Annotated in this window: 25 protein-coding genes and 1 pseudogene; all 26 read right to left on the reverse strand. The window is 34.6% G+C overall.

Features of this window, described 5'->3' with window-relative positions:
* Nucleotides 1–14: 14 nt before the first annotated feature.
* Nucleotides 15–488 carry a hypothetical protein gene (locus tag OEI98_RS07330; protein WP_266040501.1) on the reverse strand — a complete coding sequence of 158 codons (474 nt, stop codon included), beginning with the start codon at nt 486–488 and terminating at the stop codon, nt 15–17.
* Between the two features lie 19 nt (nt 489–507).
* The gene (locus OEI98_RS07335; RefSeq protein WP_266040503.1) at nt 508–792 is read right to left on the reverse strand and encodes a hypothetical protein; all 285 of its coding nucleotides are present in this window, start codon (nt 790–792) and stop codon (nt 508–510) included.
* A 12-nt stretch (nt 793–804) separates the two neighbouring features.
* The gene (locus tag OEI98_RS07340; protein WP_266040506.1) at nt 805–1,131 is read right to left on the reverse strand and encodes a hypothetical protein; all 327 of its coding nucleotides are present in this window, start codon (nt 1,129–1,131) and stop codon (nt 805–807) included.
* On the reverse strand, nt 1,128–1,427 hold the full coding sequence (locus OEI98_RS07345) for a hypothetical protein (protein ID WP_266040508.1): 300 nt from the start codon (nt 1,425–1,427) through the stop codon (nt 1,128–1,130). Before OEI98_RS07345 ends, OEI98_RS07340 begins: the two co-directional genes overlap by 4 nt.
* A gap of 62 nt (nt 1,428–1,489) precedes the next feature.
* The gene (locus OEI98_RS07350; RefSeq protein WP_266040510.1) at nt 1,490–1,654 is read right to left on the reverse strand and encodes a hypothetical protein; all 165 of its coding nucleotides are present in this window, start codon (nt 1,652–1,654) and stop codon (nt 1,490–1,492) included.
* A 16-nt stretch (nt 1,655–1,670) separates the two neighbouring features.
* Nucleotides 1,671–2,132: a hypothetical protein gene (locus OEI98_RS07355; protein WP_266036704.1), complete on the reverse strand. Its 462-nt coding sequence runs from the start codon at nt 2,130–2,132 to the stop codon at nt 1,671–1,673.
* Between the two features lie 284 nt (nt 2,133–2,416).
* On the reverse strand, nt 2,417–3,430 hold the full coding sequence (locus OEI98_RS07360) for an RRXRR domain-containing protein (RefSeq protein ID WP_266036706.1): 1,014 nt from the start codon (nt 3,428–3,430) through the stop codon (nt 2,417–2,419).
* Nucleotides 3,431–3,620: 190 nt separating this feature from the next.
* Nucleotides 3,621–4,283, reverse strand: a complete 663-nt coding sequence (locus OEI98_RS07365) for a hypothetical protein (protein ID WP_266036709.1) — start codon at nt 4,281–4,283, stop codon at nt 3,621–3,623.
* A gap of 51 nt (nt 4,284–4,334) precedes the next feature.
* On the reverse strand, nt 4,335–5,432 hold the full coding sequence (locus tag OEI98_RS07370) for a hypothetical protein (RefSeq protein ID WP_266036711.1): 1,098 nt from the start codon (nt 5,430–5,432) through the stop codon (nt 4,335–4,337).
* A 44-nt stretch (nt 5,433–5,476) separates the two neighbouring features.
* Nucleotides 5,477–5,680: a hypothetical protein gene (locus OEI98_RS07375; RefSeq protein ID WP_266036713.1), complete on the reverse strand. Its 204-nt coding sequence runs from the start codon at nt 5,678–5,680 to the stop codon at nt 5,477–5,479.
* 28 nt (nt 5,681–5,708) lie between these two features.
* On the reverse strand, nt 5,709–6,011 hold the full coding sequence (locus OEI98_RS07380; RefSeq protein WP_266036715.1) for a hypothetical protein: 303 nt from the start codon (nt 6,009–6,011) through the stop codon (nt 5,709–5,711).
* Between the two features lie 259 nt (nt 6,012–6,270).
* The gene (locus tag OEI98_RS07385; protein WP_266036717.1) at nt 6,271–7,773 is read right to left on the reverse strand and encodes a hypothetical protein; all 1,503 of its coding nucleotides are present in this window, start codon (nt 7,771–7,773) and stop codon (nt 6,271–6,273) included.
* A gap of 59 nt (nt 7,774–7,832) precedes the next feature.
* The gene (locus OEI98_RS07390) at nt 7,833–8,681 is read right to left on the reverse strand and encodes a VWA-like domain-containing protein (RefSeq protein ID WP_266036719.1); all 849 of its coding nucleotides are present in this window, start codon (nt 8,679–8,681) and stop codon (nt 7,833–7,835) included.
* Entirely contained in the window at nt 8,674–9,114 is a 441-nt protein-coding gene (locus OEI98_RS07395) for a DUF2201 family putative metallopeptidase (protein WP_266036722.1), read from the reverse strand. The genes OEI98_RS07390 and OEI98_RS07395 overlap by 8 nt, the downstream gene beginning before the upstream one ends.
* A gap of 61 nt (nt 9,115–9,175) precedes the next feature.
* A pseudogene (locus OEI98_RS07400) lies at nt 9,176–10,291 on the reverse strand (AAA family ATPase); the annotation flags it as partial.
* 11 nt (nt 10,292–10,302) lie between these two features.
* Complete coding sequence (locus OEI98_RS07405; protein WP_266036724.1) at nt 10,303–10,689, reverse strand: DUF3232 domain-containing protein; 387 nt, start codon at nt 10,687–10,689, stop codon at nt 10,303–10,305.
* Nucleotides 10,690–10,762: 73 nt separating this feature from the next.
* Nucleotides 10,763–10,951, reverse strand: coding sequence for a hypothetical protein (locus tag OEI98_RS07410; RefSeq protein WP_266036726.1), 189 nt, complete (start codon nt 10,949–10,951; stop codon nt 10,763–10,765).
* 343 nt (nt 10,952–11,294) lie between these two features.
* A complete protein-coding gene (locus tag OEI98_RS07415; protein WP_266036728.1) occupies nt 11,295–11,468 on the reverse strand; it encodes a hypothetical protein in 174 nt (57 codons plus the stop codon).
* Between the two features lie 74 nt (nt 11,469–11,542).
* Nucleotides 11,543–11,701 carry a hypothetical protein gene (locus OEI98_RS07420; RefSeq protein ID WP_266036730.1) on the reverse strand — a complete coding sequence of 53 codons (159 nt, stop codon included), beginning with the start codon at nt 11,699–11,701 and terminating at the stop codon, nt 11,543–11,545.
* Between the two features lie 21 nt (nt 11,702–11,722).
* On the reverse strand, nt 11,723–11,956 hold the full coding sequence (locus OEI98_RS07425) for a hypothetical protein (protein WP_266036732.1): 234 nt from the start codon (nt 11,954–11,956) through the stop codon (nt 11,723–11,725).
* Nucleotides 11,957–12,159: 203 nt separating this feature from the next.
* Complete coding sequence (locus OEI98_RS07430) at nt 12,160–12,435, reverse strand: hypothetical protein (RefSeq protein WP_266036734.1); 276 nt, start codon at nt 12,433–12,435, stop codon at nt 12,160–12,162.
* Nucleotides 12,436–12,808: 373 nt separating this feature from the next.
* Nucleotides 12,809–15,508: a DEAD/DEAH box helicase gene (locus OEI98_RS07435; protein WP_266036736.1), complete on the reverse strand. Its 2,700-nt coding sequence runs from the start codon at nt 15,506–15,508 to the stop codon at nt 12,809–12,811.
* A gap of 21 nt (nt 15,509–15,529) precedes the next feature.
* The gene (locus OEI98_RS07440; RefSeq protein ID WP_266036738.1) at nt 15,530–16,426 is read right to left on the reverse strand and encodes a hypothetical protein; all 897 of its coding nucleotides are present in this window, start codon (nt 16,424–16,426) and stop codon (nt 15,530–15,532) included.
* Nucleotides 16,423–16,671: a hypothetical protein gene (locus tag OEI98_RS07445; protein ID WP_266036740.1), complete on the reverse strand. Its 249-nt coding sequence runs from the start codon at nt 16,669–16,671 to the stop codon at nt 16,423–16,425. Before OEI98_RS07445 ends, OEI98_RS07440 begins: the two co-directional genes overlap by 4 nt.
* 72 nt (nt 16,672–16,743) lie before the next feature.
* Entirely contained in the window at nt 16,744–17,055 is a 312-nt protein-coding gene (locus tag OEI98_RS07450) for a hypothetical protein (protein WP_266036742.1), read from the reverse strand.
* 161 nt (nt 17,056–17,216) lie between these two features.
* The gene (locus tag OEI98_RS07455; protein ID WP_266036746.1) at nt 17,217–17,567 is read right to left on the reverse strand and encodes a VanW family protein; all 351 of its coding nucleotides are present in this window, start codon (nt 17,565–17,567) and stop codon (nt 17,217–17,219) included.
* Nucleotides 17,568–17,612 lie beyond the last annotated feature (45 nt).

Consider the following 17,612-nt stretch of genomic DNA (forward strand, 5'->3'; position numbering starts at 1 on the left):
TTTCGTCTATTTTGTCAGAATAGACTTATAGCCGAACGTGGCGCACGGTCGTCTTCAATGTAGATATCTGCGTCTAGCTGCACTTTATTTTGAGTGAAATATATTTCGCTGAGTATATTATTTTTTATAAGCCAGGCGTATGTTATATCTATTAGTTCTAACGGCCTTGCTGTGGCAAAAAATATTTCAACATCAAAATTGTTATATATGCTGTTTATAATTGCTGATGTCGTCTTAATAATTTCGGCATTGAAAAGGAGCATTTGTCCCTCAAAATTTAACCAAAAATTTTTGTCAATATATGGGTTTGGATATATGCTAATATCATATCCAAGCTTTTTTAGTTCTGCATTTACATTTGCCAGCGTGTTATCAATGTCAACACATATTAGTTTTGTTTTAGATTTAGTTTCCATTGCTAATCTTTCCAGTAAGTTTGTAAATTTTTTAGCATTTTTTATGTTTCCCTTAAAGAAAACTGGATTCATATTTTTCCCTCCTTCTTTTTTAAAAAATTAAAGAGGCAGATAAAAATTTTCTGCCTCTTTGTTTTTTTAATACTTTTAAAACTTTGCTGCTTTTACCTATCTGTTTGTAATAAAATTTGATCTGATTAACTTTGTTTGCAATTCTAATTAAGTCCGCAGAAACATATCGAATATCGTCTTTTGTTTCTACAAATATCTTGATTACACCATTTTGTACTTCTTTGTAGAGCCTTGTTGGAATTTTGTTTAGTATCTCATCAAAATTCCAATCAAGTCCTGTATCAAAAACTGTATAAACCTTCATAATATCTCTCCTTTATAAAAATATTACTCTGTTTATATTTTCTATTTGAAATTCTTTATTCTTCAATACTGTTACTACATGAATTGTTGAATTTTCTTTTTTAGCTATAATAGCTGTATTGTCACTTTTATTGATAATCGCAAAAGGAATAGTTTTGTTCTGTGAATCAAGTGTTTTGATTCTGTTTGCGGCCTTTCTGATAGTTTTTACTATACTGGGGATGGTTATTCCCCTCTCTTTGCCTCTTTTTATCGAATGCTTAGTGAGATTAACATTATACACCTCTCCTTTTAAAGTTAATAATAAACTTCTTTTGTTCCCCTTCTTTATAACAATCATAGGAATGCCCCCTCTTCAACAATAATGATTCCCTCTTCAACATTCGTATCAGCGCTGGGGCCTTTGTCTGCCCATAAAAAACCGATTTCTAAGGTAGACATGTTGAATTTCTCTGCACGTCTCATTTCATCAGATACTAACCTTGTCCAGGCACTTTGGTTGAGTTTAATTTTGAGAGGGTTCAATGGACTGGTTTTGTCCCAGCCGAGTGCTTCGTAAAATTGTACAAAGCGCTGATAAGGGTTAGCATTTTCATCTAATTTTGATAAAACTTCTAAAAGCTTTACTTTTCTCATTTTCTTTTCCTCCTTTTTTAAAATTAAAAGCACGCCTTTTTAGAGGCGTGCTTTTTCCTTTTTTATTTTTCTGCTTCTATTTCTATAAGTTCGCCTGTAAAACTTCTGTACAGGTTGTTTGTTATTTTTTCCGTAATATCAAAAGACTTCTTTATTTCGTCGATACTGTTAAAAAATTCCTCTTCTTCTGTTTCAACAGGCATATAGATAATTATCTTATACACCATTAATACCCCCTTTTTCTTAGAAGTGATAATCTAGTACTGTGCCGATGTAGTATTTTTCTCCTTCTTTTAGATGGCAACGCACAAAGTCATCAAAAGTTTTCCATGAATGCCTGTAATAAATATATATCCCGTATTTTTCCTCAATTAGATTTTTTGAAATCCATACTTTTGTGCTGTCTGTCGAAAACTCTTCAATCGTGATGTCTTCTACAATGTTTTTCAACTTTTCAAGCCTTTCTCTGAAATATTGTATTTTAAAACCTTCAGGAAAAACAATTGATTGTTCTTCTGGATTATACATTATTCCGTATTTTTTCAAAAACTCTACAAAATACTCTATTTCCTCTTCCCTGTTAACATCTTCACTTACATAATCTGCCACAGTTCCTACAAAGCCTTCGTAGAAATCTTCCTCACAAGCATAATCTTCTTCAAATCTTAAAGGTCTTTCCTCAAGCTGAAAAATGTTACTGTGCATAATTTTCCCTCCTTTTTTGTTTTTGAAAATAAAAAAAGCAGGACGCAAAGTCCTGCTTTTTTGCAAATTTTGTTTCACCTTATTTTTTTCTGTTGAACACAGAATCAGTACAATAACATGAACATGCAGAGCATGTTGTTAAATCAATAAGCAGGCAGTCCTGCTTCATTTTTTCATTATTTATTGTATCATTCATTTTGAAAAATGACAACTTTTCGGTTAATTTGCTGGAGTGACGTCCTCCCCTCAATAAATTGAGGGGAGGAAAGCCGCCCAACCCCTTTCTATGCAACGTATTTGTATCTCCAAGAAGCAAAACATACAAACCTACAATCGTCCGGCTTAGCCTGTTGTGTCAGCCTCTTGCCAGTACTGAGATCATGCAGACTTATCCTGTCATTCATATGGCCACCAATATAGCACAGACCATATCTTGGATGCCTAACATAACTACCTTTCTTAAAACCAAGCGACCTTGTACCGCCTTGCCTCCTGCGGACACCGCCTTTGGCGAACTGCAACATATGCAGTTGCCTCCGGTTAAATCTCAATGGTATAACAACAAGCAATTCTGTATTGTCTGGTTGGATATGCCCGCCAGTATACCAGTTAGCCAAACACCATGCATCAACACAATGCGCATCAAAAGCCTCAGTCAGTTTTCTGTTTGTTTTCTTCAACCCCCAGGATTCCCTTAACTGTTTCGTTTCCCAGCCTTCCTTGGTGTATACCTGTCCGAGTTTGACCAACTCCGAGTAAAACCACGTTTTGCCTACTTCAAGTGGCGTAAAGGACTGGTTCCAGCGTTTCTTACCTGGTCTTGTAATAGCCTTAATGTCTTCAACCACAAAGGTAGTTACCGGGAAAAGTCTTGTTAACCACTTAACTATTCTCAACCGCCACTGCCAGCGTGCTTTCGTTGATGGTGGCAAGTCTTTATTCCTGCGGTTATCAAACTTAGCAGGGCGTCTGCGAGTTTTGTGGTACCTTCTAGCTCTACGCATATTACGTCTAATTTCTACTGCTTTTTTAACATGCGTTACAGCATGTGCCTGAATGTTAAGGTAGGTATGTGCTTCTGATTTAACAGAATATCCTTCCATTTTAGAACCAGGATCAATACCTACAGCTATTGGTTGTTTGTATCTGGCGGAAGGTTCTATGTTAAGTCTTACACAAAATACTCCTTTACACCAAAACGGAGTAGCTTTACCCGATTTAATCCACCGTCTTGCCCGTGATGGTTTTGTTGGCATTAAAGGATTACCATTTTTATCAACTACAGGAACAAACCTCATGCGGTAAGCCTCCTTAACGGAGTGTATTCAGCCCTTCGGCCATGTCCAGCAGGCTTAGCATGGCTTAGCCATGCGTGGGATTAAGCGGTTCTCCCGTAGAGCCTGGAGCTAGGGCGGCACCCCAGGGTACTTGGTAGCCCGCTGGACGTAGCGGTTTGGCTACCGCTTGACCTAGTCAACCGTTACCTTGCTACCGCCATCGCAAGCCCACGACTTCAGTCGTGGGTGGTTGACCGCAAAAAACAACATTATAGCGGTGGGGTTCTTCGGGAGTATAAAATTTGAGCTCAATCTCTGTTTCTTCGTTTTTTATTTCTTCTCTCAACTGCCAAATCTTTTTGATAATATTATCTTTAATTTCATACATCTCTTCAGGTTCTGTTGTTCGCTTCATAGAATCTTTAATTTGCTGTCTTTTTGCCCATCGAGAAGCCAAACGTGTCCAAAATGCTGCTTTTAATACTGTTCCACTGTAAGGACCAAGTTTTTCAGCTTGTTCCTGAAGTTTGTTCAGTATTTCTTTTCTTTCATTAACTGTTTTCTTGGCTTTTTCTGCTGCAGCTTTTCGTGCTGCCTTCATCTTTTCTTTTTTTGCTTCAAGGTCCTGTTTTCTCCACATTTCTATTGTTTTTTGGGGGATCTTTAAAACTTCTGGAGAAAAATATGGGACGTCTATATACTGTCCGGCATGATAAATGTTAACAAATGTTTCAACTTTTAACCTTCCATCCTTTTGCCATTTTCTTCTTTCTGATGGAGTGATATTGAGGGCTTTTTCCACCTGCCATGGCGGAATTAATCCTTCTGCCTCTTTTTCTGCTCTTTTATTATACCAATAAGTTCCAAATCCCATACCAATGCTCCTTTCTGAAATATAAAAAAGCAGAGCAAAGTATGCTCTGCCTTACACCAACTTTTTATATTCCATGAGAACTTCATATCCTTCAAAGTCTTCTGTCTGGTAGTCGTATATTACAGGATTTTGACCTGATTTTTTAGCTGTGTTCAGATCAACGTATATATCCTTGTTTGTTATTATGAAGTTATGTTGTTTATTTTGACTATCTAAAAAAATAGCCATAACATAGTCTTTATATTTAATTTGTACTTTAGTAAATTTATCTAACACTAGCATTTCTTTGGGAGATTTCTGGTTAGAGTCTTCAGCGAATGGATCTTCTTCGTCCTCTGCTATATCAAATCCTTCGGGAATTTCTATATCATTTTCTTCTTTATTCGCTTCTATGTTTTCTTCCGGTAATTCCAAAGGAAACAAATCCTCTGGGACTTCTTTATCGTCTTCATTAAATATAATATTATTATTTGATGAAGGTATTGCAGCATTCATATTTTCTTTGTTTGCGTTTAGATTATTTAAATCTTGATAAATGTTCAAAATATATGTTGTTTTTTTGAAAATTGCATTTTCGTTTCTTACTTGTACCTGGATTGGTACAAGTGTTAATTTTAACGGTATATTTGCTATGCGCCCGTTATTTTGTTGTTTTATCATATCAATTGCGGTGTTTATTTGAATTATTGAGTTTTTCGAACTTGTGTCTATTTGAAAAAATCCTCCGGGTATTTCTCGTATACAGAATTTTAAATGTCCAATTGTTCTGCATAATTTTTGCTGATAGTATGAACAGTTTTTATACAAACACGGTATTTCTTTTGCCTCGTTTGTTTTTGGATCTATTGATTGAGCTGTTTCACCGTTTCCTTTACAAAGCAATTGTCCTTTTGAATATCTCTTTAAATATTGCGGGAAAATATCCTCCGTATTGTCGGAAAAGAAGTAAATATTTAAATGCTGAGGGCGTTCTCCATATATTTTTTTTATTTTTTCCACTATTTCTCTAGGTGTGTTTTTGTCTTCAACTACAAAATAATCCGTTTGAGTTGGGTAAATACCTCCGTTTTTATTACTTGTGTTTTTTACTCCTAAATGTATTTTGCCAATTCTTGGTAGTTTTCTTATTTCTGATAATCCCTTTATCATTTTTGATTTCCTCCTTTAAAAATTTTTTATAAACAAAAGGACAGTCAGTTTCTAACTGCTGCCCTTTGTAAAGCGTAATAAACCTTACTTTCTAGTTTGCTTCTTATTTTTGTCTTCTTAAACTGCAAATACAATTCTTTGCTTGTTAAAGAAATTTGACAGCTGTTGCAGTAAAAAACAGGCTGTCCAGAGACTTGTATTATTTTGGTATTTTTACTGCCGCAAGAAGGGCATCTGATTGTTTGCATATACACACCTCTTTTTTAGTTTGTGTTTTTATGAAAATCTGTTTATGAAATTATCAAAATTTTTAAATAATCTTTTAACAGCTTTTTGAGTATTGTAAACAACTGGTGCAAAGTTCGGATTCAGCTTTATAATCTGCTTCCAATCGCTACTGGGAATAATGTATTTGCCTTCTAAAGTGAGAAACTGTCCTTTCCCTTCCGGGAATTTTTGTATGTCAATTACATATCCTTCATTGTGTTTGCATTTGTAATATTCGATGCCTGACTCTAGAATTCTTCTCTCTAAAATCTCTCCCCATCTCTTTTGAACAGGATTAGTGTTTGTTTTCATTTTTTTCTCCTCCTTTTATTTTTTTAAAAATAAAAATGGAGACCTGATGTTTAAAAACAAGGTCTCCTTTTCTGTCTTTAAAAATAAAAAACGGCACAAGGCCGTTTTTTTCTTTTTATACCTTTTTAATTCGTAAAAAGGTTGTATGAAAAATTACATGTCTGATTGTGACATGTTGTTTTACTTTTTTAAAGCAGGTGAACTGCTTTCAGTGTTCATACATATTGTATCACTTTTTCTGAGAATGACAAGTCTTTTTTTATAATATTCGAAGCTGCCACCCGTTTTCTGTGTTTTTTGCTTCTGCTTTTGCTTCAATTAATTCCTTGTTTTCCCCTGCATATAGTCCTTTGATAATATAAGTGTTTCTATCTATTTTATTTTCTATATCTGTAATAAAAAACTCTTTTAAAATACTGTAAAATTTTTTGTAAATAATATGCCATTTGTAAGAGTAGCAAATCTTTAAAAAATATTTTTTGTTGTTGCTAATTAAGCTTGGATGCACTATGATTTTTATATACTTATTTGTGTCAGTGTTCGAAATATCGGTGACATAATAAATGCTTTCCGGTACATCTATGTTTGCTATTTCCATTATTACGTTATGTGGTTCAGCATCATTATGTTTTAGAAAATCATGAAGACTTTTATATATTTCTTCGTGAGTTTTATCTGCTGCTTGTATTTTAAAATTAGATGCTTTTTTTATTTCATATGCATTATGTTCTCTTATAAAGTTTTTGATTATCTGCTTTTTAAAATATTCACTTTCAAAAATATCTTTGTAAACCTGTGTCCTTTTTGAAAAATATTCAGTTTTTTTGTTGTGTGTTTTAACAGCAAGAATGTAATCCTTAAGAAAATTATAACAGCTGCATGTATTATCTGGTACACCCGAAATTGCTTCGAGAATTTTTATTGTTTTTATTTCTTCTTTTGAATGATCGAAAAATACTATTTTACCTTGTCTATTTATTCCTATTCTGTGTATTTGACCTCTGCATTTTAAAGATGTTTCTAAAATTAGATCTTTTTCGCTGCTTTTATTTTCACTTTCAATTTCAAAACTCCATTTTCCTTCCCTTTTTTCTACTATAAGTATTTCTTTTTCTATTATTATCCCTTTATTGTATGCAAAATGGATTTTTGCTGCTTTTACTTTGTATTTGTCATTATCCAGTTTTTTAATGATTTCTAGAATTAAATAGTTATTTAAAAATGCAAAACCTTTTTTATAAGCAATGTACCAATTGTAATTTATGGTTAAGCTTATGTTCATCATTATTGTTTTAAAAAGAAAATTTGTAGTATATACTTTTATGTCTGATTTATTTTCTGAAATATCAATTGAAGTATATGGAAGTATTTTTATTACATCATATTTTGCTATTTGTTTTTCTATCCACTGTCTTATATAAGTATCGCAATCTAAATTCCATATTTTATTTATTATTCGATTTTTAAAATCTGTTTTTGCAGTATTTTTGATTTTTTCAAGTGTAATATATTTCCATGACCTTTCACTTTGTTTTGACAATTGTTCTCTAATATATGAATGTTTAAATATTCTGCTCCATTTTTGAGGAGTCTTATGTGTTTTAAAATAGTTTCTGTATACCTCAAAAAATTCGCTGCAAGCTTCTTTATCTTTTTTATCAGCACTTAACACTGTAAGCTTCCCCTTTTTCGTTATTCCTATATGATAAAACTTGTTTCCATATTTTACTTTCCATTGGACAATTATTTCTTTATTTTCCATTTTGTTACCCTCCTCTTTACAAAATTAAAAAAGGGGCACAATGCCCCTTGCTATATTTTTTACATTTTAATTAATACTTTTTTTGCCCAGCCTGGAACTTCAGGAAGGGTTTCGTTGTTGTTAATTAATCCTACAATTATTTTCATCCTAGAAGGCGGTTTGTCCGGCCATGGGGTATAACCGTCTGTTAAAACTATGCATATATTGGGGCGGGGTTTTAAAAATGCTGCTGCTTTTATTCCCTTTCCCATGTCTGTACCGCCGCCACCCTCCAATTTTATTTCTTTTATAGAACTTATTTGTTTTGTAATGTGTACGTCATAGTCACATGCAATATACCATATTCTATCTCGAAATCCCAGCGCTTTCAATATTCCTTCCACTTCAGCAACTGCCTGGCTTAGCATTTCATCTGATATACTGCCAGATGTGTCTATAACTACTGCAATGGTTGGTAGAGGCTGCCTCATAGAGGGCAGTATAATATCAGAAATTATATTCTGCCTTCTTGAAGGGCGTTGGTAGCTGTAGTCTACCATTCCTGCAGTATTTGCAACAGCATTTCGCACTACAGAAGCTATTTCTTTTCTCCAATCTATTTTAGGAGAAAGTTTTTCTTCTGCCCAGCGTGATAGGTATTGAGGTATACTGCCTCGTCCATGAATTTGCTCGTAGTTTTTTATTTCCTGTGCAATGTTCCTTCTCAGTATTTCTAATTCTGTTTCTGAAAGCCCGGTGGCTTCTGAAACACTGCCTGTATCCTGTGTATCCTGTATTTCCCATGTCTCATATGTCCCCGTTGCTATGGAACCACATATGCCGCTGCCTGGCTGTGGTTTATAGCTGTCTGTTGAACTGCAGGAAGAACCAGATTCAGAATTATTCTCTAGATCACTAATGTCAAACATAGATAATATTTTTTATTTCATCCTCTGCTCTTTTTAGTAGTTCTTCTGCATATTTTTCAGCAAGCAGTCCGGGCTGCATATTAATGGATTCTGGTGTAACTGGTTTACCCGGCAGTTTAAAACCTTCTTTTAATATGTCGTCGTTTATTTCCGCATCAGCTGCTATATTTGCTATTCGATGAGGATAATTTAAAAGTCTGTTATAATGTTCCCGGAGCATGTGTAAAACCTCGTGGTATAATGCGCCTTCTATTTCATCTACTGACCACTCATCTGTAACTTTTGGATCGTAATATAATCTCCACTTTTTGTCTACTCCCATCGTCGAAAGGCCTTCATCTTTAATTGTTTGAAGAGATAATAACGCAGTGGCAATGTACGGCCTTTCATTAATTAACCTGAATCTGGCTGCTTGTATTTTTTCTGGCAGCACTGTTATTTCCTCCTTTCTGTTTAAAAAAATTATACAGGCAGAAAAAATCTGCCTGCATCTTTCATATTTTTATTCCTGCAGCAGTAAGCAGAGGAATGAATGCTCGTATTTTTTCGGTGGGCAGCTTGTAATTTGGTTTTCTGGCCTGAATAAGGGTTCGAACTACTGCTGCAGCTATATCTTCTCCGCCTTGATTCACTGCAGCGTGTAGTATTTCCCATGCTGCGAGCCATCTTTGTTCTGTTGAGTTTTCTACTACAGCATGGGCCACAGCTGACAGTACTGCATATGCCTTATCTCCGCGCTGTGGTAAGACAAATTTTTCAGGGTGGGCCAGTACATCTTCTGGGTCTGGTAAGTCTAAATCTTTAACCCATGTAATGAACTCTATTGCCGGGCCTTCTCCAACGCTGCCAGATACAAGCAGTGTTTTTACATCTTCAGAAGCTCCTGAGGCTTCTGCTGCAGCGTATAAATATGCTGCAATTTCCCAGCTTCTTGGAGACGGCCAAGCTTTCCCTACCTGGCTTTCCTCCTTCGGCATCTGAAGCAGCAGCTGGGGACGTGCATGTATAAATGCTGTTATTAATGATTTTGTTTTGGCAGCTTTTTCTTTCCAGCTGCCGGGCAGTAGAGGGATTTTTTCTTCTTTGAATCCTGTGGCAAACCCTTCTATCCATTCATTTGGGGATAGGTCCCAGTAGATGTGGCAGAATCGGTTTGCCAGAGGGGCTGACAAATCCCAGCCGCCTGCTGCTTCCTCAGGGGGATTTGCTGCAGCTATAATTGATATCCCTTGAGGAAGTTCCAACTCCCCAACTACTCTGTCAAGAACAACTCTTAATAAAGCTGCCTGTACAGCCGGTGGAGCTGTTGAGATTTCGTCTAAAAATAAAATGCCTCTTTCTGCTTCTACAAGTCTTTTGGCCCAGGCTGGTGGAGCCATTTTAACTTCTCCGTTTACCAGTACAGGCAGTCCTGAAAAGTCGCTGGGTTCCCTTATGGAAGCTATAACAACTTCTACCGGAAGGCCCAGCTGTTTTCCCAGCGAATTGACAAATGAGGTTTTCCCTGTTCCAGGTGATCCCCACAGCAGTACAGGTATTCCTGCCTGCACAGCTATTGCTACAGCCTGTTTTTTTGCATTCATCTGTGTTTCCCCCTTTTTTAAATTTTTAAAGGCTGCTTTTAGACAGCCTTTTGACGTTTTTCAAAAAATTCATCAACTATCTTTTTTGCGAATTCTGCAATTTCGTTTCTGTCATTGATGTTTCCGGTAAATATTTCTGGGTAGCCATAAATTTGACATATTTTGTTTAATAATTTTGTGTCGGATATTAAAGCGTCATGTATGATTTTTCTGGAGCGATCTAACTCCATAATGTATTCTCGGTATTCTTCCGGTTCCATTCTAAATCTTGCTGTATTGATTGCCGATTCCATTGCAGTGACCTTTTCTATGTATACTGCGCATTTGTTGGGATATTGTTCGATAATTTCTATATCTTCGTTTTTATACAGATTGTCAGAACTGCTGATTTTTGATGTTAAATCTGCTAACATTTCTTTGTACATTTAAAACTCCTCCTTTAATAATTGTTTTTTTATATTTGAAGGGCATACCATCTGGTATGCCCTTTTTTCTCTTTTAACGGACACTATTGAAATTTTTCTTTAATGGATACTGCATTTTATGACCGTTTACTGTAGCAACAATAAAACTTTGGTTTCTGGCTGGGTCGTATACAAGATGGACATCTTCGATTATTGTGCCGTTGTCAAGTTCTGTGTCCGTTAGTCCTTCTTTAAGCATGAATATTAGTGTCTCCTTTAGCATAAGAGATCACCCCGCTTTAAAAAATAAAAAAGGCAGGTTAAAAATTTTGTTTTTAACCTGCCTTTTTACCACGTTTAATATAAAGAAACAGTTATTACTGTTTCTTTAAGAAAAATTTTTACAGACAATGCAGTCTGTTTAAAAATCTTAGGGGACAAAGCCCTTGCTTTATTATTATTGTACCACTTTTTTGATAGATAGCAATAGTTTTAATGTACAAAAAAAATAGGTGCAGGGCTGCTTACACCTCTTTGTTGCGGTAAATATTTATCATTTTTTTCTTTTAGAAATGTTTGTTTTTTCAAGAAATTTTGTTTGAGATTTTTGTTTATTATAGTCAAATTTATTTTTCCTCTTCGTTTTTTTCTTTAAAAAAGTCTTCAAATGATTTTTTGATAATATAAATCCATTTATCAACTTCTTCTTTTGTTTTAAGCTTAGGGTAATGTCCCGGTAAAATATGGATTCCTTCTTCTTTTAATCTTTTTATGAAATATTTGTGAATTTCTCTTTCCATTTTGCACTCATCCTTTTCTTTTTATTTTTAAAACTTTAAAAGCACGTCCCTATCAAGAGACGTGCTTTTTCTTTTTATTCTTCTTCTACTTCTATAAGTTCGCCTGTAAAATTTCTGTATAGGTTATCTGTTATTTTTTCTACTATATCGAAAGATTTTTTTATTTCGTCTATGTTATTAAAAGCTTCTTCTTTTTCGGTTTCAACGGGCATGTAAATATTTACCTTGTACATCGTGATTTCCCCCTTTTTTTGTTAATTTTTTATATTGTATTTTTGTGAAAAATATTCTACAACCTCAGGAATTTCTTTTTTATAGTAAGGTTGATTCTCTTTGCACCATTTTTTAAGCTCTTGTTTTGTTTTTATTGGTGGGATTACTCCTTTTCCTGACATGATTATACTGAGAAGAGGGTCCAGTTCAGCTATGAAGTCTGCTGCTGTCCAGCCTTCCCACACTTCTTTTTGAAAATTAATTTGTTTTTCCATATTTGTTTCCCCCTTTTATTTAAGAATTTATTTTTTTTAGTATATTCTCTAAATTTTGAACATATTTTTGAGTCGAATTAAATTTCATTGTGGAACTTTGTTCTTTATTAATAAAATTTGTTAGTGTCTCTATTTCTGTTTTTATAAGGGTAGAAATAATTTCCTTTTCTTTTTTTGTTAAACGCATAGTATCATCCTTTCTTTTATTTGTTGACATAATAAGGGTTTTCTACTGCCAAAAAGCGTCCGTCTAATCCTCTGGCCAATGTTTTTTCATCAAGCTCTTCTGCATCTATCCACGTTACACGGCCAGGGACAAGATCTTCATAATCGTACAGAGATGTGAATAATTCTTTTCCTACTGCGTTATCAGCAACTGATGAAAGAGTAAAAAGCATGAAATATTTTGTGTCTTTGTTTTGAAGTAAATACTCTCTGATGGCTCTTTTAGCTTTTGTTATATTTCTTTTTGATGCCATACACATTTCTCCTTTCTTTTAAAATGTTTAAAAGTATAAGGGAAGAAAACTTCTGCCTTTTGTTTATTAATAAAAGAAAAAAAACAGGGTGTATATCCCTGTTTTTCCCCAACTTTATTTTTTTTTGTTTTTTTGTAAAACAAAATAAAGATATGGTTTGGTATATAGAATTTTTTGTGTTTCGCATTTAATACGAAGAAGCAGTTTTTGTTGCTTTTTTAAGAAGATTTTACAGACCTGTGGAGCCTGTTGAAAGAAAATATTAAAGGTAAAGATACCCTTGCTTCAGTATTATTGTACCACTTTTTTGACAAATGACAATAGGCTTTAAAAATAAAAAAGAAGGTGCGGGGAAACCACAACACCTTCTACGTTAAACCAGTGTCTCGAAGTCTATAGCCAACTGCTGTATTTCTGATTTGTTCTTTTTGTCCTTTATCTTTACTGTTTTAAAATACAGTGGAGTTAAAATTGTGCTAACCGGCTTGATGTATTGATCTGCTGTTTTAATTGTTTCCTCAACAGAAATTTCAGAAGTACTGTCTATTTGTTCCCAAATGTTTTCTAAAGATATTTCGGATTTGAGTTCTGCTGTTACACTTTTGGCAAGTTCTATTAGAATATTATCAGAATCTGCTAGTGCTCTCAGTCCGTCTTCTGAAAACTGTCCCTCGATGTTCATTGCACTTTCTAATTTGTTGCCCATCAGAGCTAGAGCATCGTACTGCAGAGTGTTTTTATATACCATGAATATTACCTTAACAGGCTTTGTTTGCCCTATTCTCCAGGACCTTTTGGCAGCTTGCCTTAATGTGTATGTGCTGTATCCTGTTTCGTAAAAGATTAGTGTTGGAAAATCATAGAGGTCAAGCCCTGTTTTAACAAGGTCAAAGTTTGAAATTATGCACTTATATCCCTCTTTTACTTTTTGAGCAAGCCACTGTTCTCTCTTTTCTGGAGGGACTGCAGCTTTTAGTACTGTTGTTTTTATCCCAACTTTATTAAGCAGCATCTCTAAGCGCCATGTTATGTCTTTTTTGCCTGTAAAGTGTACATATATAAATACCCTTCTATTCCGCTGCGTTTCTGATAGTACATAGTTTAAAAGTTTTTGTTCTTTTGCATAAATGTATCTGTCAGGGAGCTTTGTTGGTATTATTTGATGGGACAGTGTATCAATTGGTTCATTACTAAAAGGATGGTCTGGATATCTTAATAGTGTCATTAGGTATGTTGCAAGGTTGCGCATTCCATCATATGGATTTAGCACGGACTTTAGTTCATCAGCAAGCTTGTTATATGCTGCTTTTAGTTCAGGGTCTGGTTTTATTATATCCACATACTCTTTGTATTCCGGCAGTTCCTGCTTTAAATCAGCAAGCTGTATAAAGACTGTTTTGTCCAGCAGGAAATCAGCAAATATTTGGGGTGATATTACAGGGAGTTTTCTTTTCCTTGTATTCTTTTTCCATCCTTTTGAACTTTTGTTATGCTGTCCTGATTCGCCGTCCGGTTCTGTTATTATTGTTTCTACAGCTCCATACTTTTCTGTGAACTTTAATTCGTCTTGATATTTGAATCCTGCTTTTTTCATTTCTTCTGGAGCCAGCCTGTATAGAATGTAGAATATGTCTGATGCGTATCCACCTAGCAGTGTGCCGGTTAGCACTATGGTTTTTTTGGCAGAAGAACTCAGTATTCCAAAAGTGTTTCCCTGTGCTGTATCCCCACCTTTTAGCTCGTGGACTTCGTCTGCTATAAAGTAGTCAAAGTATCTTTTTAGGTGTCTTTTAATGTACTCGGATACAGCATATCTTCTGAACTTTTGATTGTCTGCTTGCCAAAGCTTTGTTTTGCAAACCCTGCACTTATGGTTTGCAAGTGTGTGTGTTTCGAAGTAGCTGTTATCAGCAGGTTTGTTTTCTTTTGTCATTATAATACTGCCGCAGACCGGACAGATAAGCCTTTTTAGATGCTTTTGTTCAACGACTGCTGGTTTTTCATTGTAGTGCAGTTTTGCTTTGTCTTTTGAAATTACATAGTATTCATAACCCTCTCTTGGAGTACCCATTTTCAATTTGAGTACATCTTTCCAGCTGTTGAGTATATATACTTTTGCATCTGGTACGGTATTTTTTATTTCCCTTTCCCATTTTTCAATTAAATGAGCAGGGCACATAATGAGCGCCCTGTATGGTTTTCCTTCTGAATGCACATATGGTACAGCAGCTGACATGAATGTTTTCCCTGAACCCATTTCTCCAACTATAATTACACTGTTTTTTCTTTTTAGAGCTTTTGCAACTGCTGTTATGACATGCGCCTGCGCTTCAAAAGCTTTACGTTTTAGACTATTTGCAAGAGGGTGTACTTTGTCTGTAAGAGGGTTGTGCAGCGGTCTTATTGTTTGTTCAAGTTTTTCTACAAAAACATGAGCATGTTTTTTTACATATTCAGTCAAGTTTATGTTGTGTGGGTCGAAAGTTAAATCTCCTTTGATAAAGAAGGTTCCGTTCTTTACCTTTTGAGTAACTATTTTCGTAAGTTCTTCTTCTGTTAAACGTATTTCATAAAATGTTGTACCTCTCAATGGGCTTTCCTCAGAAAAATATGCCTGCAGCTCTATAATCTTATTTTCTTTTAATAGTTCGTTAAACAATGTATTTGTCCATCTTTCAGAAAGGGGTATTGTAAATTTATTTTTTAGTATTTTAAATATTTTCTGTGGAGGGGACTCAGAAGCAGAAATCATTACTATAGGATATTTTGCGTTTAAATGGTTTATTCTTTCTCCCACGGCAATCGCATGGTCGTAATCACCAAAGGTTTCTGTTACAAATCTGTAATCTCCTCTGAATTTTACTTTTTTGGTACGCCCCCAGGATGTATAAATGCTTGCTGTATTATTTTCTATAATAAGCCTTTTAAACTCTTCAACGTGTTCTCTAAATCCTGTAAAACTTATCATTTCTACTGTCGGAACGGTACTATCATTTGAGCAAAGATAAAAATCTGTGTAAACTTTTTTGGCTTGCCATTTTAACCCGGTAGCATAAAAGGTAACCAGTTTCATTAATTATTCCCCCTTTTCCTTCTATATTTCTATTATTTCTCCCTCTTTTGTTAGTATTTTTATCACAACTTTTACTTGCTCTTTTTCCCTTGTAATTTTCCCCTTTTCTTTTTTGTATTCTACATCCCTTGTTTTTGTTTTTACAACGGTTCCTTTTACTATGTGTCCTTCCAGTTCCCCATCCAAGAAGCCTGTTGTAAGTAATAACCCTAAATGTGACAAGTGCAGAGGCATGATTGGATTTTTAAGTAGATTTACCCTTGTTTGTTCTTTTATTTTTTCATAAAGATTTGATTCTGCTATATGTTTTTCTATCTCCTTAATGTCAGGTTTACCTACAAATTGTTTGGGAGAGTCTGCAGGTGGTACAGTATAGATAGGCTCTGGTGAGAATGTTAGTTCAGGAATGATACTTTCATTGTAGTACATATCTTTTAATCTTTCCGTTTCTTTTTTTGTTTCTGTGTAGTATTTCTTCTTTTCTCCCAAAATTAGTATTTTATATATGTTAATTTTATAGATGTTTATTTTGCTGTAGTAAGTGCTTAGTACATCAGCATTGGTGAATAAATAATATGGTTCTGTTTTGTATATAAGCAGACCTCCAGAAACGAGACGTTTGGAAATAAACTCTAATGCTGAGGGAGAAATATCCTCTTCGATGTATATCATGCTGAATCTATAATTCGCAGGCTGAATTCTGGGCTCGTAGTATGTTCCTAGTGCTGCTTTTGTCAGTTCATTTTTCATTTTATAATAAGTATCATAATCCGGAATGCAGCCATACAGTTCTGCATTTTGGTCGACTATTTCAAAGATATCATTTTTTGCGTAAAGTTCTGGTATAAAAACGGTGTATTTTTGAGGGAACTGGATAAAACTCTTGACTTTGTTTATATATTCTCTGTCTACGGTCATACACTTTCTTCTCCTTTCTTTTTGTTTTTCATTAAATCCCGCAAAAATGGCGGGATCTTTTCCATATTTTTTTCTTTCAAAGCTTTATAAATCTTAAAACATTCTGCTTCAGGTTCTGCATTTATCAGTTTTGATAATACATATTCATTTTCTGCTTCCTCTTCTGTGTGGTTGTGTAGGATTATTTTCTGTCCATCAAAACTTATTTTGTGTATTTCATCTTTACAGAAAGTAAAATAATACATCTCTCTTCCTCCTTTTTCTGAAAACATAACAGGCAGGAGCAGTTCCTGCCTGTTCTAATTTGTTTATTTAATTTACCAATAAAACTTCAGATATTCAAATTGTAGAACATTTTCTTTTCCAAAAGTTTCTTTTAACTTTTTCACAACTATTTCAGAGAGGGAAAAATCAGAATATTGTTCATCTTCTTCATTCCACAGCTTTTTTGATTCTTCTATTATTTTTTCTACAATATCACTTACTTCTTTTTTAGATAAATTTGTTTTTACAAGCATTTGTTCTTGATTTGTTTCGTCTCCATAATCTAGGTTGACAATTTCTACTGCATAACCACCTGTGTTACATCTTACGCAGGTTTCGCAGTTACTATATGGGTTAATAACCATTATGTGCAACATTTAGAATTAAAATTTTTTCATAGCTCGTTTTGAAGATACTATATGGGTTAGTAACTTTTCTCTGCGTTAGCAGGTAATCATCGATGCCTTTGGTTTTGAAGATACTATATGGGTCAATAACTATTTCCCTTTTTGTGCATCATCTAATCTTAATTAAGTGCTGCTCTGTATAATGCTGTAGCTGCTTGACAAACTCCACCGCCTACGTCGGGATAATAGTAGCCGCCTGAACCTGATAAACCTTCTACAAAACCTCTTTCTATCGTCCTTTTGCCCACTGTTTTGTTGAAGGAAAATATTTCGCCGGGTTTTACTACCTTGCCGTTTAAATACTCCAGGGCTTTAACTGCGTTTTTTATGTTGTTCGCAAATTTGGGGTCTGACGGCGAATCAACTATACCTCTGCTGATTATTTGTTCTTCTTTGACTTCTGCAGAAACAAATGTGTTTGTGACAATGAAAGTGATAAGCACAATTAGGAATAATATTCTTTTGTACATAAAATTCTCTCCTTTCGTTTAATTTTTCTATTAGCAAAAAAAGGA

The organism is Thermoanaerobacter sp. RKWS2 (genome assembly GCF_026240795.1).
In the GTDB taxonomy this organism is placed as follows: Bacteria; Bacillota; Thermoanaerobacteria; order Thermoanaerobacterales; family Thermoanaerobacteraceae; genus Thermoanaerobacter; species Thermoanaerobacter ethanolicus.

Bases quoted from the DNA above. Each gene is read 5' to 3' on its own strand.
- OEI98_RS07330 (WP_266040501.1), bottom strand. From the start codon at position 488: ATGAATCCAGTTTTCTTTAAGGGAAACATAAAAAATGCTAAAAAATTT.
- OEI98_RS07335 (WP_266040503.1), bottom strand. From the start codon at position 792: ATGAAGGTTTATACAGTTTTTGATACAGGACTTGATTGGAATTTTGAT.
- OEI98_RS07340 (WP_266040506.1), bottom strand. From the start codon at position 1,131: ATGATTGTTATAAAGAAGGGGAACAAAAGAAGTTTATTATTAACTTTA.
- OEI98_RS07345 (WP_266040508.1), bottom strand. From the start codon at position 1,427: ATGAGAAAAGTAAAGCTTTTAGAAGTTTTATCAAAATTAGATGAAAAT.
- OEI98_RS07350 (WP_266040510.1), bottom strand. From the start codon at position 1,654: ATGGTGTATAAGATAATTATCTATATGCCTGTTGAAACAGAAGAAGAG.
- OEI98_RS07355 (WP_266036704.1), bottom strand. From the start codon at position 2,132: ATGCACAGTAACATTTTTCAGCTTGAGGAAAGACCTTTAAGATTTGAA.
- OEI98_RS07360 (WP_266036706.1), bottom strand. From the start codon at position 3,430: ATGAGGTTTGTTCCTGTAGTTGATAAAAATGGTAATCCTTTAATGCCA.
- OEI98_RS07365 (WP_266036709.1), bottom strand. From the start codon at position 4,283: ATGGGATTTGGAACTTATTGGTATAATAAAAGAGCAGAAAAAGAGGCA.
- OEI98_RS07370 (WP_266036711.1), bottom strand. From the start codon at position 5,432: ATGATAAAGGGATTATCAGAAATAAGAAAACTACCAAGAATTGGCAAA.
- OEI98_RS07375 (WP_266036713.1), bottom strand. From the start codon at position 5,680: ATGCAAACAATCAGATGCCCTTCTTGCGGCAGTAAAAATACCAAAATA.
- OEI98_RS07380 (WP_266036715.1), bottom strand. From the start codon at position 6,011: ATGAAAACAAACACTAATCCTGTTCAAAAGAGATGGGGAGAGATTTTA.
- OEI98_RS07385 (WP_266036717.1), bottom strand. From the start codon at position 7,773: ATGGAAAATAAAGAAATAATTGTCCAATGGAAAGTAAAATATGGAAAC.
- OEI98_RS07390 (WP_266036719.1), bottom strand. From the start codon at position 8,681: ATGTTTGACATTAGTGATCTAGAGAATAATTCTGAATCTGGTTCTTCC.
- OEI98_RS07405 (WP_266036724.1), bottom strand. From the start codon at position 10,689: ATGTACAAAGAAATGTTAGCAGATTTAACATCAAAAATCAGCAGTTCT.
- OEI98_RS07410 (WP_266036726.1), bottom strand. From the start codon at position 10,951: ATGCTAAAGGAGACACTAATATTCATGCTTAAAGAAGGACTAACGGAC.
- OEI98_RS07415 (WP_266036728.1), bottom strand. From the start codon at position 11,468: ATGGAAAGAGAAATTCACAAATATTTCATAAAAAGATTAAAAGAAGAA.
- OEI98_RS07420 (WP_266036730.1), bottom strand. From the start codon at position 11,701: ATGTACAAGGTAAATATTTACATGCCCGTTGAAACCGAAAAAGAAGAA.
- OEI98_RS07425 (WP_266036732.1), bottom strand. From the start codon at position 11,956: ATGGAAAAACAAATTAATTTTCAAAAAGAAGTGTGGGAAGGCTGGACA.
- OEI98_RS07430 (WP_266036734.1), bottom strand. From the start codon at position 12,435: ATGGCATCAAAAAGAAATATAACAAAAGCTAAAAGAGCCATCAGAGAG.
- OEI98_RS07435 (WP_266036736.1), bottom strand. From the start codon at position 15,508: ATGAAACTGGTTACCTTTTATGCTACCGGGTTAAAATGGCAAGCCAAA.
- OEI98_RS07440 (WP_266036738.1), bottom strand. From the start codon at position 16,426: ATGACCGTAGACAGAGAATATATAAACAAAGTCAAGAGTTTTATCCAG.
- OEI98_RS07445 (WP_266036740.1), bottom strand. From the start codon at position 16,671: ATGTATTATTTTACTTTCTGTAAAGATGAAATACACAAAATAAGTTTT.
- OEI98_RS07450 (WP_266036742.1), bottom strand. From the start codon at position 17,055: ATGGTTATTAACCCATATAGTAACTGCGAAACCTGCGTAAGATGTAAC.
- OEI98_RS07455 (WP_266036746.1), bottom strand. From the start codon at position 17,567: ATGTACAAAAGAATATTATTCCTAATTGTGCTTATCACTTTCATTGTC.